Raw genomic sequence first — 14,855 nt, forward strand, 5'->3', positions numbered from 1 at the left:
TACTATCCAATTAAAGTTTTCCATTCACCCACTTAATTTCAGACGTATGAAAACGGTTATTCTCTGCGGCGGATTAGGGACTCGCTTAAAAGAAGAGACTGAATTTCGTCCCAAACCCATGGTCCACATCGGTAACAGACCTATTTTGTGGCATAACATGAAAGTTTATGCCCACTACGGGTTTAAAGATTTTGTTTTGGCTTTAGGATATAAAGGCGAAATGATTAAAGAATATTTTCAAAATTATGAACTATTAAATAACGATGTCACTCTTGAGTTGGGGAAGCCTGAGAATCGTATTGTTCATCAACGCCATGACGAAGTGGGGTGGAAAATCACGTTAGCGGACACCGGTCAACAAACCCTTAAAGGGGGCCGATTGAAGAAAATTGAAAAATATATTGATGAAGATGAATTTATGATGACTTATGGAGATGGGGTCAGTAACGTCAACATCCCAGAGCTGATTGCTTTTCATCGGAGTCACGGAAAAATGGCAACCGTAACCGGGGTCACGGCTTCTTCTCAGTTTGGAGAAATCTCCATAGGGCCTGACAGCACCGCCAGTTTTGTTGAAAAACCTCGAAACACTTCCATTGTGAGCAATGGAGGATATTTTGTTTTTAATCGAGCGATTTTTGATCGTCTTAAGGACGAGGATTCGTGTGACTTAGAGTACGGCGTACTCGAACAATTGTCTAAAGAAGGACAATTAAAAGTTTTCCGACATGCCGGATTTTGGGCATGCATGGATACGTTTCGAGATATGGAGTATTTGAATCGATTATGGAATGAAGAAAAGGCCGCCTGGAAAATTTGGTAAATGCACTTTGTGATAAGCCCTATGAAACACCTTTCAGACTTACATGAATTTTATCGCGGTAAACGTATCCTTATTACAGGGCACACCGGATTTAAGGGTGGGTGGCTTGCGTTTTGGCTCCATGCGCTCGGGGCACAAGTGATTGGGTATTCATTGCCTCCGGCCACAAACCCCAATTTCTCGGAAACTGTAGAGCTAGATAAAAAAATCGTTTCTATTTTTGGCGATATCAGAAATCGAAAAACCTTGGAGGATACGTTTAAAAAACATCAACCCGAAATCGTGTTTCACATGGCGGCCCAAGCGTTGGTAAGGCCTTCGTATCGAGATCCGGTTGGCACGTATGAAACCAACGTCATGGGCACGGTTTATGTTCTTGAGGCGTGTCGCGCCACTCCCTCCGTTCGTGCGGTGGTGAATATCACAAGCGATAAATGCTATGAAAACACCCAACAAAAAAGTTATCGAGAAGAAGATCCCATGGGTGGACATGATCCTTACAGCTCCAGCAAGGGATGTTCCGAACTCGTCACTCAAGCCTATATTCGATCTTATTTTAACCCTGAAGAAAAAAACTCGGTCGCACCCAATTTAGCTCTTGCCTCGGGAAGGGCCGGGAATGTTATTGGCGGCGGCGATTGGGCCGAGGATCGCCTGATCCCGGATTGTATTCGATCTTTAACCACTCAAAAACCGATTGTCTTACGTTATCCGGCAGCCACTCGTCCTTGGCAACATGTGCTCGATGCACTTCATGGCTATCTTTTGCTCGCCCAACATTTATATGAAAAGGGGCGCGCCTTTTCCGGAGGATGGAATTTTGGAGCTGATGATGAAGATCAAAAAACCGTACAATGGGTCGTGGAAAATCTCCTTTCCCTTTGGGGCAGCCCTGAATCGTGGCAAAAAGATCCTGTCCCGCCTCTGCATGAAGCGCCTTTTCTTGCTTTAAATTGCTCAAAAGCTAAAGAAAAATTAGAATGGAGTCCCTTGTGGAAACCCGAGGTTGCTTTGGAAGAATCGATAACTTGGTATAAAGCCTTCTTTGAGAAGAAAATTATGGCAGAGATTACACTTCAACAAATTATTTCTTATGAAAAACTCCTCCATGATTCATGATTCTAATCCCATTTTCTGTCGCGTGTGCCAGACCGAGGTGATCCCCTTCTTCTCTTTGGGGAACATGCCATTGGTCAATTCATTTCTCGAAAAAAATGAAATTTCTCAAGAAAAAATGTATCCCCTCACGGTTGCCTTTTGCCCGCACTGTTATTTGGCTCAACTGACGGAAATTGCTCCGCCCGAAGCTCTTTTTTCCGATTATATTTATTTTTCTTCCACTTCAACCTCCTTCCTTGAACACTGTAAATACACGGCTGAAACATTGACGTCTCGCTTAGGCCTTACTTCCCAAAATTTAGTTCTTGAGATCGCGAGCAATGATGGGGCGCAACTTCAATTTTTCAAAGCGCTTGGGATCAAAATCCTTGGAGTTGACCCTGCAAAAAACATTGCGGAAATTGCCAACCAACGTGGTTTGCCCACGATTCCCACTTTTTTCAATGCCGCGTTGGCAAAGAAATTACACGACGAAGATCAAACCGAGGCGGATCTTATTTTCGGAGCCAATGTATTGGCCCATGTTCCCGATATTGTGGATTTTGTTAAAGGAGTCAAAACGCTCCTCAGGCCCAAAGGCACTGCGGTGTTTGAATTCCCTTACTTGAAAGGGCTCATGGAGAATAAATTCGACACCATTTATCACGAGCATGTTTTTTATTATTCCTTGCTGGCCTTGATTTATCTATTTAAAACTGCCGAATTGGAAATTTATGATGTGGAAATGATGCCGGTGCAAGGCGGTTCTTTACGAATTTTTATTTCTCATCCTGGCGTTTTTCCAACGAGTAAAAACGTGAACGATCTCGTCGAGCAAGAAAAAAAGGAAGGCTTTGACACAATTCAGACTTATCAAAAAATCAACACCCATGTGAATACCCTGAAAACCGAGCTTATCGCCTTGCTCAAACAATTGAGAAAAGAAGGTAAAAAAATAGCGGCTTACAGTGCGCCGGCCAAAGGCAATATTTTGTTGAATTATTTCGATTTGAAAGGGGAGCTCGATTTCCTGGTGGATAAATCAAAAGCCAAACAAGGGTTGTACACGCCTGGCACTCACTTTTTAGTTCATGCCCTAGATAAAATCGACCAAGAAAAACCCGATTACCTTCTAGTACTATGCTGGAATATTGCAGACGAAATCATTCATATGCCCGAGTTGGAGGCCTATCGAAAACGAGGTGGAAAATTTATTGTTCCCATCCCTGAAGTCAGGATTATTTAAAATTTTATGAAATTCACAGAGACTAAAATTAAAGGCGTCTATTGCATTGAACCCGAACTCATTCGGGATGAACGAGGTTATTTCACCCGAACTTTTTGTCAAAAAGAGTTAGAGTCTCATGGGATTGAATTCAATATTGCACAGACTAATTTAACTCTTACTTTAAAAAAAGGCACAATTCGCGGCCTACATTTTCAGGTCGAACCTAAGGCGGAAGCGAAAATTGTTCAATGTCTTAAAGGTTCGATTTATGATGTGGCGATTGATTTACGAAAAGACTCGCCCACCTACAGTCAATGGGTGACCGAGGAGCTGACCGGAGACAATAAAAAAATGCTCTATATCCCCAAGGGATGTGCACATGGACTCCAAACGTTAACCGATGATTGTGAGGTTTCTTATCTTATGTCTGAATTTTATTCACCTGAACACAGTAAAGGTGTGAGTTGGAATGACCCCTTTTTTAATATTCAGTGGCCGGTAAAAAATCCTTCCCTCTCTGAGAAAGATAAAAATTGGTCTTTCATTAAAACCTCATGAAAAAAATCCTTTTAATCGGTAAAAACGGCCAACTCGCCCATGAACTCCTCAACGATGCGAGTTCTTTTGGATTTGAAATTATTGCGTTTAATAAAGAAGAATTGGATGTAACCCAGCCCTTGCAAATCGAAGAAAAAATCAAACAAATTAACCCTGCGATTTTAATCAACACCTCCGCTTATCATGTGGTTCCCTTGTGTGAAAAAAATCCTTTACCGGCCCTAGAGGTCAATTTTATTGCGGTTCAAAATCTAGCAAGGATATGTAAAAAAATAGGCATTCCTTTTGTCACTTACAGCACCGATTATGTATTTGATGGCAAAAAAAGCGCCCCCTACTTGGAAGCCGACTTACCTCATCCTCTTCAGGTTTATGGCCTTTCGAAACTGGCCGGAGAATACGCGGCTTTGAGTTCCTACCCTGAGGGTACTTTTATGATCCGAACGTGCGGTTTATACGGAGGGAAAACAGGCAGTCCTGAAAAAGGTGGAAATTTTGTCTTAAATCTTTTAAAAGATACGAAAAACCAAAATGCCATGGAAGTAAGCTCAGAGCAAAGAGTCAGCCCCACCTATGCCGGAGATTTAAGCAAAGCCACCTTAAAATTATTAAGTCGAGAGGTTCCTTCCGGGATCTATCATCTCGTAAATCGAGGGGATTGCAGTTGGTATGAATTTGCGAAAGAAATTTTTAAATTATCAAACATAAAAATAGCCCTAAAACCCGTGGATCGAGGTGGTTTGGATAAAGACATGAAGCGCCCTCTGTTTTCCGCTTTGGAAAACACAAAAGCCAAGGCGCTCGGAGTGGAGTTGCCTTCTTGGCAAGAAGGGCTAAAATCCTATTTGGATTTCTTGAATTCCATGCAAAAATAACGTAGTTCTTTCGTTATAAATAAAATTTATTTTTTAAATAATCCCTCCATGAAAGCAAAAATTAAACCTCGCATCGACCTGGTGAATCGGACAAAACTGGAAACCGTCATTCCTATTCGTGTGCCTTTTGTTATCTTTGTAGACCCGAGTGATTTATGCAATTTTAAGTGTAAATTTTGCCCTTCCAGCGATCGAATATTGCTCAAAAAAATGGGCAGAGCCCTTAAGCCCATGGACTTTAATCTTTATAAAAAAATCATCGATGATATTTGTGAATTCGAAAAACCCATTAAAGTTTTACGCCTTTATAAAGATGGAGAACCGTTGTTGAATCCTCGTTTTGCCGACATGGTTCGCTACGCCAAAGAAAAAAAATGCGCGGAAAGGATCGACACCACCACCAATGCTTCTCTTCTCAACCCAAAATTAAATCTTGAAATTATTGAAGCCGGACTCGATCGCATTAATATTTCTATCGAGGGAGTGAACGAAAAACATTATTGGGACTTTTCAGGATATAAAATCGACTTCGATCAATTGGTTGCCAATATTCGACATCTTTATGAACATCGAGGAAAATGTGAAATCATCATCAAAATCAATGGAGACACCATTACCGAAGAAGATAAAAAAAGATTTTACGATGTGTTTGGAGATATCGCCGATGGCGTATTCATTGAGCACGTGATGTCGTGTTGGCCTGAATTTGAATTGAAAGGAGTCATGGTCAATCAAGCTTTTGGTATCTATGGACAAAAAATTAAAGAAGTTAAAGTTTGTCCTTATGTTTTTTATTCTTTCTCGATCAACTCGGATGGAACGGCAAGTGCTTGTTTCTTAGATTGGTCTAAAAAACTCATTATTGGTGATACGAGAGAAGAAAGCGTTAAGGATATATGGAATGGAGAGAAATTATTCAATTATCAAAAAATGTTTTTGGAGAAAAAAAGGAAAGAACATTTCTTCTGTGGCAAATGCGGCCAAATGTCTCATGGACTTCCGGATGACATTGATCCTTATGCGGAAGAACTATTATCTAAACTAGAAAAAAGCCATGGAGGAAAATAAAGAGACGCTCTGCCCCATTTGCAAATCAGCCCAAGCTTTTCGCTTATTAAATTTGGATTGCGGGAATTTAGACCCTTCAACTCTTTATTCACTTGTAAAAATCAACGCCTGTGAAAAATGCGGTCATATTTATAATGATTTATCTTCAGAGGACATTACGGGGCTCATGAAATATTATAATGAGGAATACGGCCCAGTGAATATGAGCTCGACCGATAAAGTCGGCGATCGCCCGGGGAGCACCAATTCTTTTACCTGCAAAAGGCACGCTCTCTTGTATGACTTGGTTGCTCCTTATATTCATAAAGATTCTCGTGCGTTGGATGTGGGTTGTGCGATGGGGGGATTTCTTGATTATTTACATCAAAAAGGGCTCACTAAACTTTATGGAGTTGATATCATCGAGGACTATGTTAGTTATGCAAAGAAAAAGGGGATTTACACGGTTAAATTAGGGAGTGCCGAATCTATCCCTTTTGACGAAAATTCTCTTGATTTAGTTGTGGTGGATCAAGTGGTAGAACACTTGGTGGATCCTATCCAAGTCTTTAAAGAAGCAAAACGAGTTTTAGCGGAGGATGGATTGCTGTGTATTGGAGTCCCCGATGCTTCGAGGTATGACAAACTGTATTTTTTTGATTTCTTTTGGTTCCTTATGCGAGAGCACATTCAACATTTTGACCTTGAACATCTTAAGTTATTGGCGGGGCTTGAAGGCTTTGAATTCGTCACTCATTGTGAAGCTGAAACGCCGATGATGAGTGAAAAGATGATTTTGCCAAATTTAAATGTTGTTTTTCGAAAAACAAATAAAAAGGGACAGCTCCATACGACTGAAAATTGTTTTAAGCTTAAAAAAGAAATGGAACAATACATTGCGAATGACCTTAAAAAATTGAATAATAAAAAAGCTCTTATAAAAAAATTTATAAATTCTAAAAAACCGTTGTATGCATGGGGTATTGGACGTGAATTTTTATACCTTTATGCCTCTGCGGGACTTAAAAATTGCAATCTTGTTGGACTTATTGATACCAACTCACTCAAGCAAAGCACTTTTTCTGTTGAAGAGAAATCGATCCATGATAAAAATATTTTAAAAGAAGCTCCCGCGAATTCCGCGTTATTGATCACTGCGATCGCTCATACTTCTCCGATTAAAAAAGTCCTTTTTGAAATGAGGTACCAGGGGCAGATTGTAGAGATTTAAATCCCTCTATGCGAAAAAATTTAATTAAAAGAATTCTTCATATTACTCCCCATCTTGGAGGAGGAGTTGGAAGAGTCCTTTTGGGTTATTTCCCGAAAGCTATAAAAAACCGTGACTTTGAACACACGGTTGCCTGCTTGGATGACGCGAACGAGCACTCCCTAGATGTTGCTCAAAATATAGGGCTCAAATTATTTGATAAAATGTCTGGGAAAAAAGAAAAACTTCTTAAAATGATCGCTGAAGCGGACATTGTGCTTATCCATTGGTGGAACCATCCTCTTTTATATGATTTCTTGGTGAAAAGCCCTTTACCTCCTTGTAGGTTGATTTTATGGAGTCATATTTCAGGATTTCATCCTCCTTATGTTTTCACCCCTAAAATCCTTCATTATCCTGAAGTTTTTGTTTTTACCACCCCTCTCAGTTTTGAGACTCCGGAAATTCAAGCGCTTTCGGATAAAAACAAAAAAAAATTACGAGTGATCTGGTCTACCGGAGGGATAGGCCATGTTGAAAACGTAAAACCCAAGCCTCACAAAGGCTTTAACATCGGATACATTGGAACCGTAGATTATTGTAAAATGCATCCTGATTTTTTGAAAATTTGTGCTGGCATTAAAATTCCCGATGTCCATTTTATCGTTTGTGGGGGGCCCAAAGAACAGGAACTTAAACGAGAAACTCAAAAATTAGGGATTGCTGAAAAATTTGATTTTACAGGGCCTATTTCCGATATTTCAAAATACCTCTGCCTTTTTGATTTATTTGGGTATCCGTTGGCTCCTTATCATTATGGCACCTGTGATCAAGTCTTGGCGGAAAGTATGGCTGCGGGAGTGGTCCCTGTGGTGCTTTCAAACCCTATGGAAAAGCACATGATAAAAAACGGAATTACTGGAAGGGTTGCTAAAGATGAGAAAGCTTATATCCATGCGATTCAGGCTTTATATAAAAATAAAAAATTAAAAAATTCTTTGTCTAAAAAAGCTCAAGAATATGCCCTCGATTTTTTCTCTACGGATAAAATGGCCAAAGAATGGGAATTTATTTTTAATAAAACTCTTCTTTCCCCCAAAACACATAAAAAATGGAATATTTCTAAAAAGAATTCAAGGATATCCACTCAGGATGTATTTTTAGAATCCCTTGGGAGTTACGGGAAAATCTTTAAGGCTTATTGCAAGGCTACCGATAAAAAAAACCGTGAAAAATGGCGAAAAGAAATAATAAAATTGGGACAATCCCCTACGTGGCAAGCCCTCACCCGAGGGACCGTGCATCACTACAATTCGTTTTTCCCGGGAGATAAAAACCTTGTCGCTTGGGGGAAAATCATGATAGATATTAAGAATAAATAATCTAAAAATCACATGAATACTGATCCTATAAAACAATTCCGACTCGAAGCCATTCAAAGAGCAAATTCATATCGTAAAAATGAGGCTCTTCAAAAAACCTGGCAAAGTTTTCATGAACAATTGGTAAAGGCCCAATATGCGTATAACTTTTTTTGGCTTGGAGTTCCCATTATTCAGGCCCCCCAAGACTTACAGGCGTTGCAAGAAATCATCTGGGAGATTAAGCCAGATCTCATCATCGAAACCGGAATCGCGTGGGGAGGGTCTATTATTTTTAGTGCTTCTATGTTGGCTATTTTAGAAGCCTGTGGCTCCATAGAAAAGGGTGACGTGATCGGAATCGATATTGATATTCGCGCTCATAATAAACAAGCGATTCTTGACCATCCTCTGAGTAAAAAAATCACCATGTTTGAAGGGTCTAGTATTGATGAAAAAATCGTTCAAAAAGTAGCCGCATTTGCGAGAACCAAAAAACGCGTACTCGTTTGCTTGGATAGCAACCATACGCATGACCACGTTCTCGCTGAATTGAGGGCCTACGCCCCTATGATAAGCGTTGGCAGTTATTGTATGGTGGGAGATACGGGCGTTGAAGATTTGCCTGAAGGAAGCACTTCGAATCGCCCTTGGGGCAAAGGGAATAATCCTAAAACAGCAGTTTGGGAATTTTTGAAAGAAAATCATGACTTTGAAATCGATAAAATCATTGAATCAAAATTGATTATTACCGGATCCCCCGATGGATATTTGAAACGAATTAAGGGTTAAAAATTTATTTTTAATATGTCAAAACCAACGGTTTCTATTGGGCTTCCTACTTATAATGGGTCTAAGACCATTCGACGGACCTTGGACACTCTCCTTAATCAAACCTATAAAGATTTCGAACTCATTATTTCCGATAATGCTTCAACGGATGGGAAGGTCCCGGAAATTTGCGAAGAATATGCGGCCCGTGATCCACGCATTCGTTATATTCGTCAAAAAGAGAATATTGGTGGAGCCAATTTTAAATTTTTAGTTGATGCTGCACAAGGAGACTATTTTATGTGGGCCGCGGATGATGATGAATGGGAACCTGAGTTCATCCGTGAACTCGTTGAATTACATATTGAAAATCCTGAAGCGATTGTTGCTTTTTGCGCACATGATAATCTCACATTTTCAGGAGAAGTTCTTCAATTTCATCCTCCTTTATTCCCAGAGCATGAAAATTTAAACAAGTATCATCGTTTTAAACGATTTCTTTTAGATCGAGGAGGCAAATGTAATTACACCTATGGACTTTTTAAAAAAAAATATTTACTGAATCATGTGATTTTGAAACCATTTGAAGGCATTCCTCCTCAATATAGCTCTATGGATACCTTTTTCTTGTTTGATATGCTCCTTAAGGGGCCTTTTGTGAGCACTCCTAAACTTCTTTGGCATAAAAGATGCCACGGGCACGATTTTAAACCGGAACGTACGGTAAAAGATTTGAGTGTATTTGGGGATCGAACACTGTTTTTCCGTAAAATGTTGCATTTTTTAAAAACTCCGTATTACGCATTTTTTTTCTACCGTGTTATTAATGACCTTATCCAAAAATCGTTCTCTTCTGTTTGGGACCGATTTCGTTTGTATTTTTTCAACACCTATCGATTGTTTTATTTTTGGGGGAGTCGTTTGTTCTGGGCCCTGAAATTATTGTTTTCCTTTTTTGTCGGGCTATTCCGTCTTGCCAAAAAACAAATCGTGAAGAAATCGTAAAATTTTATTCTCGGCGCATCAACACTTTCACCATTTGGCGAATTTCTTGAGGATGGATGATTTTTCCGATAAAAATCAAAGCCACATACGTTGCCATCGCAAAAGAAGCGGCGAGAACGGGGGGTAAAACAAGGGAAAGAGTAAAAAATAAGGCCACCGACCCCAATGCCATAAATGTTGGCTTAGCGATCATGGGGAAAAACTTGATAGGAATAATCCCTCTTAAAAAATAAATATTAAATAAAAGTTGGGCAATTTGCGCGATGACCGTTGCGGTAGCGGCGCCTTCCCCTCCCCACGACGGGATTAAAATCATATTAAATATAAAATTCAATAAAGTGCTTAATAATACGCTCCAAAGCAGGTCTTTTTGTTTGCCCACCACAATCAACGCCCCATACAGAATCCCTCCCACCAAAAAAACCATGATGGACCAAATCATGATTTGCAACGTCAGGGTTCCCACAAGATATGCTTCTCCAAAACAGAGCTCAACGATGGGACGAGCAAAAAAAGTAATCCCCAGCCCAAAGAAAAAACCCAACCCTGCCATGAGTTGAACCGACCGTTTGTAAACCGACATGAATTCCTCTCGAGCGTGTGCAAAAAGCTTGGAAAAAACCGGGGCAATGCTGTAGCCGTACAAGGAGGCAAGAAGCCAAAACGCAAAAACAATTTTATACATGGCGCTATAAATCCCTACCGCTTCACTGTCTTTGAAAAAACGCAACATGATGGAATCTAGAGAAAAATACACGGTGCTTAAAGCGCTCCCTGCCATCAGGGGCCACGATTGCGAAAAAAGAATGCGCCCCATCTTCCAGTTGATCTGCCATATCCATGAAAAAAGATATTTTCTTATCAAGATGAGGGTAATCATTCCCCCCAATACACTTGCGCCTAAGTAACCAAACATCACCTCCTCGATCGTCCCTTTTTTAAACAGAAAGAAAAGCACAAAAATAATCAGAAATCCATATTGAGTCGCAATGGCAATGGCTTCAAGGTGCATGCGATTGACCGCCTGAAAAGCGCTATACAAAAAATTTGTAATGATACTGAACATGGTATAAAAAAGCGCGATCATAAGGAGAAGGGCGTCTTGGCGTAATACGGGAAAAATCAAAATAGCGCCGACGAGCGCAAGAAATATGAGAAAGGAAGCGATGCCTTGCATGAAAAGGGCAGTGATCAAATTTTCACGTAAAAATTTTTCGTCTCGCGCTCCATCTCTCACGAAAGTGGTGGGAAGCCCTAAATTCATGACGATAGAAGCAAATCCTGTAAGCGCCAATGCAAAAGAAAATCGACCGTATTCCTCTGGCCCAAAAAGGCGCGCGAGAAGAACGACCAATGCGATTCCACTAACCGCTTTGACCCCTTCAATAATGGCGCGGAAAAAACTGTTGAAAACAATGGTACGAAAAGTCGAGGTCATAAGATGGGTTTCGTTGCGTGTGGCGTGGATTATAAACTATAATGCAGCCCTCTAACAATCTTCTCTTGAAAAACGTTTATTTTTATACTGGATCTCAGGTTCATAATATTCATAAACAAGAGGCCAAATGCGCGCCGGAAGGTTTTCAATACATCGCTTCTAACCCAGCTCTTTTTAAAACCATTGGTGTTCACGCTCGTTCTCCCAAGAACCTTTTCGGGTTCTTAAAGAAGGGATTCCAAAATTTTATTTTCCACCTCCTTTTAGCATTAAAACTCCCTAAAGTTCATTATATTCGGCCTTCCACAAAAGTAGACTTGATTCACAGCACTCATCATCCTCTTTTGAATAAAAAAATCCCTTGGGTGATGGATCTTGAGGAAGTCACTCAGTTGACCTGGTACAATCGACGTGTTTTTGACAAAAAACGCAATCAACGATTTTTTGAAAAATTATTTGCAGGCAAGGCGTGCCGCGGCATTTTGTGTTGGAGTGAGTCGGCACAAAAAAGTATTCTTAACGGACTGGATTGCTCTCGGTTTAGAGAAAAGATCCAAGTGGTTCCCTTAACTTTGGAAGCCATGAAACCGGTGCAAAGGACTTTTCAAAAAGATCGCGTAAATCTTCTCTTTCTGTCCACCATTTTTGATACTAAAGGGGGTATGGAAACGCTTTTAGCCACTGAGGAATTGTCAAAATCTTACAATGTTCATTTGTATATGGCTTCAAATCCTCCGGAATCCATTCGAAAACAGTTTGAAAATCACCCCAATATTCACATTGGAGAGCCGCAATCCAGGGGAGAACTCATCCGAATGTACAAAGAAGCGGATATTTTTGTAATGCCCGGTCATTTTGAGGCCTTTGGGTTCGTCTTTTTAGAGGCCTTTTCTTATGGATTACCCTGTGTCACCACGGATGGATATGCAGGAGAAGATCTTGTAGAGGATGGCGTGCGAGGGAAAGTGATTAAAAATTATTTTTCCATTTTTGATAAAAATTATATTTCCACTTTAAAATCATTCGATGATCGTCAAAAATGGGCAGAACGATGTTTGTATCCCCCAAAAGATTACGTAGATCGTTTAGCCAAAGCGATTGAAGGGCTAATCGTCAACCCTGATTTAAGAGAAAAAATGAGCCGAAATGCTTATGAAAGCGTGGTGTCCGGGAAATTTTCGCAAGCTCATCGTCGTAAAATTTTAAAAGAAATTTATACCAAAGCGCTTCAATCTTCTTAAACTATTTTTATGAGTATTTCTTTATTGGCTCACAGGGGCTTTTGGAAGATAAAAAAAGAAAAAAATACACTTGAGGCTTTTTGGAAAGCTTTAGACCAAGGTTGTGGGATTGAAACGGATTTAAGGGATTTCAATCAAAAACTGGTGATCAGTCATGACCCGGCTTCCCCTAAAAGTATTTCAGCAAAAAGAATCTTCTCAAAACTTTCCACACATCCTTCTTTTAGGAAAGTGCTATTTGCTTTTAACATCAAAGCCGACGGCCTTCAAGAATGGGTAAAAGCATTGATTGAAAAATTTGGATTGAAAAACAACAGTTTTATCTTTGATATGTCTGCCCCCACCCATTATGGGTATTCCTTTTATTTACCGCGTAAAAATATCGGAACCCGATGGAGTGATTTTGAATCCACTCCTCTTTTTTTAGAAAAAAGTGCTTATATTTGGATGGATCAATTTGAAACTTTTAAAAACGATATTGAGAAAATAAAAAAATGGCAAAATCAAAGCAAAAGAATCTGTTTTGTATCGCCTGAACTTCACCACCACGATCCCGAGCCTCTTTGGCAATGGCTGGAACGTTTTTTTTTAAAAGACAAAAAAACGGTATGGCTTTGCACTGACCTTGTGGAAATGGCCAAAAAACGATTTAATGTCTCATGATGATTAAAGCGGTCTTATTCGATCTCGACGGCGTCCTCGTGGATGCCACGGAATGGCATTATGAAGCGCTAAATAAAGCGCTTGGTCTTTTTGGTTACACGATCAATCGCACTCGACATCTCGATTTTTATAATGGTTTGCCTACGCGAGTGAAATTAAGAGAATTAACTAACGAATTTGGTTTACCCGAATCTCTCCATCAATTCATTTATGAGATGAAACAAATTTATACCACGGATTATATCCAACGATTGTGCCGTCCCGATTTTCAAAAACAATTGATGTTTAAAAACTTAAAAAAGGTTGGGCTTAAAATTGGGGTATGTTCCAATTCGATTCGAGAGACCCTAGAATTAATGCTAAAAAGAAGCGACCTTTTTGAGAGTTGTGATGTCATTATTTCAAATCAGGATGTCAAAAAAAATAAACCTCATCCTGAAATGTATCTCACGGGAATGGCTCAACTGGGCATTAAACCGGAAGAAACGTTGATTGTAGAAGATTCGCCCCATGGAATTGAAGCGGCTCAGGCCTCAGGGGGCAAAGTGGTTATTGTAAAAGGAGTTCATGATGTGCACATCGGCTTGCTTGAAAAATATCTAACCCCATAAATTTATGTTGAATATTGTTGTTCCTATGGCTGGACGAGGTACTCGTTTTGCGGAAAAAGGCTATACGTTCCCCAAGCCCCTCATTGAAGTGAAAGGGAAGCCCATGATTCAAGTGGTTATTGAAAATTTAAGACCAAAAACCGAACACCGCTTCACCTTTATTTGCCAAAAAGAACATTATGAAAAATACGCGCTTCATGAACTTTTAAATTTATTGACGCCAGGTTGTAACATTGTGACTTTGGAGGAATTCACTCAAGGTGCCGCTTGTACGGTTTTATTGGCGAAAGAATACATCAATAATGATGATGAATTAATGCTCTCCAATTCCGACCAATATATCGAGACCGATATCAATCATTTCCTTGAAGATGCTCGTAAGGCAAAGGTCGATGGATCTATCATGACCTTCCCTGCCATGCACCCCAAGTGGTCTTTTGCAAAGACAGACGATCAGGGACATGTGGTTGAAGTGGCTGAAAAAAAGCCCATCAGTAACCATGCCACGGTTGGAGTTTATTATTATCAAAAAGGACATGATTTTGTCCAAGGTGCGGAAGATATGATTCGAAAAGATATCCGGGTCAACAATGAGTTTTATGTGTGCCCGGTTTACAATGAAATGCTTTTAAAAGACAGAAAAGTTAAAATCTATGAAATTGAAGCGAACCAAATGCATGGGATGGGCACGCCCGAAGATCTTGTCGAGTTTGAAAAATCAGAAACTTTTCTTCGTTTTTAATTCTAAAAAATGCTCGACACCTTCGTTCTTTCATTTGAAAAGAAAAACCACAAAACTGTTTTATTCTTTGCGATATTACTCATTTTTCCGAATTTTTTGGGGATGCTAAATGTCACGACTCCTTTTGATTTTAAAATTCATTTCTTCCAATTGGCAATCTTTTTAGCCGCTTATTTTTATGGAG

At 39.8% G+C, this 14,855-nt stretch carries 15 protein-coding genes; 14 read left to right on the forward strand and 1 reads right to left on the reverse strand.

The annotated features are described in order from the left end of the window. Positions 1 to 46 precede the first annotated feature (46 nt). Genes rfbF through WC882_02865 form a run of 10 tightly spaced genes read left to right on the forward strand, consistent with a single transcriptional unit; the run spans position 47 to position 9,976 of the window. Positions 47 to 823, forward strand: coding sequence for a glucose-1-phosphate cytidylyltransferase (rfbF, locus tag WC882_02820; protein ID MFA5842581.1), 777 nt, complete (start codon positions 47 to 49; stop codon positions 821 to 823). Positions 824 to 844: 21 nt separating this feature from the next. After that, complete coding sequence (gene rfbG / locus WC882_02825) at positions 845 to 1,948, forward strand: CDP-glucose 4,6-dehydratase (protein MFA5842582.1); 1,104 nt, start codon at positions 845 to 847, stop codon at positions 1,946 to 1,948. Next, on the forward strand, positions 1,917 to 3,167 hold the full coding sequence (locus tag WC882_02830; protein MFA5842583.1) for a class I SAM-dependent methyltransferase: 1,251 nt from the start codon (positions 1,917 to 1,919) through the stop codon (positions 3,165 to 3,167). The genes rfbG and WC882_02830 overlap by 32 nt, the downstream gene beginning before the upstream one ends. A gap of 6 nt (positions 3,168 to 3,173) precedes the next feature. Then, positions 3,174 to 3,722 (forward strand): dTDP-4-dehydrorhamnose 3,5-epimerase, encoded by a 549-nt coding sequence (gene rfbC, locus WC882_02835; protein ID MFA5842584.1) that lies wholly within the window; start codon positions 3,174 to 3,176, stop codon positions 3,720 to 3,722. Further along, entirely contained in the window at positions 3,704 to 4,582 is an 879-nt protein-coding gene (rfbD, locus tag WC882_02840) for a dTDP-4-dehydrorhamnose reductase (protein MFA5842585.1), read from the forward strand. The genes rfbC and rfbD overlap by 19 nt, the downstream gene beginning before the upstream one ends. A 48-nt stretch (positions 4,583 to 4,630) precedes the next feature. Further along, positions 4,631 to 5,650, forward strand: a complete 1,020-nt coding sequence (locus tag WC882_02845; GenBank protein MFA5842586.1) for a radical SAM/SPASM domain-containing protein — start codon at positions 4,631 to 4,633, stop codon at positions 5,648 to 5,650. Next, positions 5,637 to 6,860 (forward strand): class I SAM-dependent methyltransferase, encoded by a 1,224-nt coding sequence (locus WC882_02850; GenBank protein MFA5842587.1) that lies wholly within the window; start codon positions 5,637 to 5,639, stop codon positions 6,858 to 6,860. The genes WC882_02845 and WC882_02850 overlap by 14 nt, the downstream gene beginning before the upstream one ends. A gap of 8 nt (positions 6,861 to 6,868) precedes the next feature. Beyond that, entirely contained in the window at positions 6,869 to 8,221 is a 1,353-nt protein-coding gene (locus WC882_02855; GenBank protein MFA5842588.1) for a glycosyltransferase family 4 protein, read from the forward strand. A gap of 12 nt (positions 8,222 to 8,233) precedes the next feature. Further along, entirely contained in the window at positions 8,234 to 8,992 is a 759-nt protein-coding gene (locus WC882_02860; protein MFA5842589.1) for a cephalosporin hydroxylase family protein, read from the forward strand. A gap of 15 nt (positions 8,993 to 9,007) precedes the next feature. After that, a complete protein-coding gene (locus tag WC882_02865) occupies positions 9,008 to 9,976 on the forward strand; it encodes a glycosyltransferase family 2 protein (GenBank protein ID MFA5842590.1) in 969 nt (322 codons plus the stop codon). Positions 9,977 to 9,980: 4 nt separating this feature from the next. Here WC882_02865 and WC882_02870 read toward each other — a convergent pair whose 3' ends face one another. Then, positions 9,981 to 11,414 (reverse strand): flippase, encoded by a 1,434-nt coding sequence (locus WC882_02870; protein MFA5842591.1) that lies wholly within the window; start codon positions 11,412 to 11,414, stop codon positions 9,981 to 9,983. A 65-nt stretch (positions 11,415 to 11,479) separates the two neighbouring features. Here WC882_02870 and WC882_02875 point away from each other — a divergent pair, with 65 nt between their 5' ends. From WC882_02875 to WC882_02890, 4 genes are read left to right on the forward strand one after another with little or no spacing between them, the layout of a single operon-like run. After that, on the forward strand, positions 11,480 to 12,655 hold the full coding sequence (locus WC882_02875; GenBank protein MFA5842592.1) for a glycosyltransferase family 4 protein: 1,176 nt from the start codon (positions 11,480 to 11,482) through the stop codon (positions 12,653 to 12,655). A gap of 9 nt (positions 12,656 to 12,664) precedes the next feature. Then, the gene (locus tag WC882_02880; GenBank protein MFA5842593.1) at positions 12,665 to 13,390 is read left to right on the forward strand and encodes a hypothetical protein; all 726 of its coding nucleotides are present in this window, start codon (positions 12,665 to 12,667) and stop codon (positions 13,388 to 13,390) included. Further along, positions 13,318 to 13,929: an HAD family phosphatase gene (locus tag WC882_02885; protein MFA5842594.1), complete on the forward strand. Its 612-nt coding sequence runs from the start codon at positions 13,318 to 13,320 to the stop codon at positions 13,927 to 13,929. The genes WC882_02880 and WC882_02885 overlap by 73 nt, the downstream gene beginning before the upstream one ends. Positions 13,930 to 13,933: 4 nt before the next feature. Then, complete coding sequence (locus WC882_02890; protein MFA5842595.1) at positions 13,934 to 14,671, forward strand: glycosyltransferase family 2 protein; 738 nt, start codon at positions 13,934 to 13,936, stop codon at positions 14,669 to 14,671. Positions 14,672 to 14,855: the final 184 nt, after the last annotated feature.

It is taken from the genome of Candidatus Gracilibacteria bacterium (assembly GCA_041658685.1).
In the GTDB taxonomy this organism is placed as follows: domain Bacteria; phylum Patescibacteriota; class Gracilibacteria; order UBA1369; family UBA12473; genus JBAZZS01.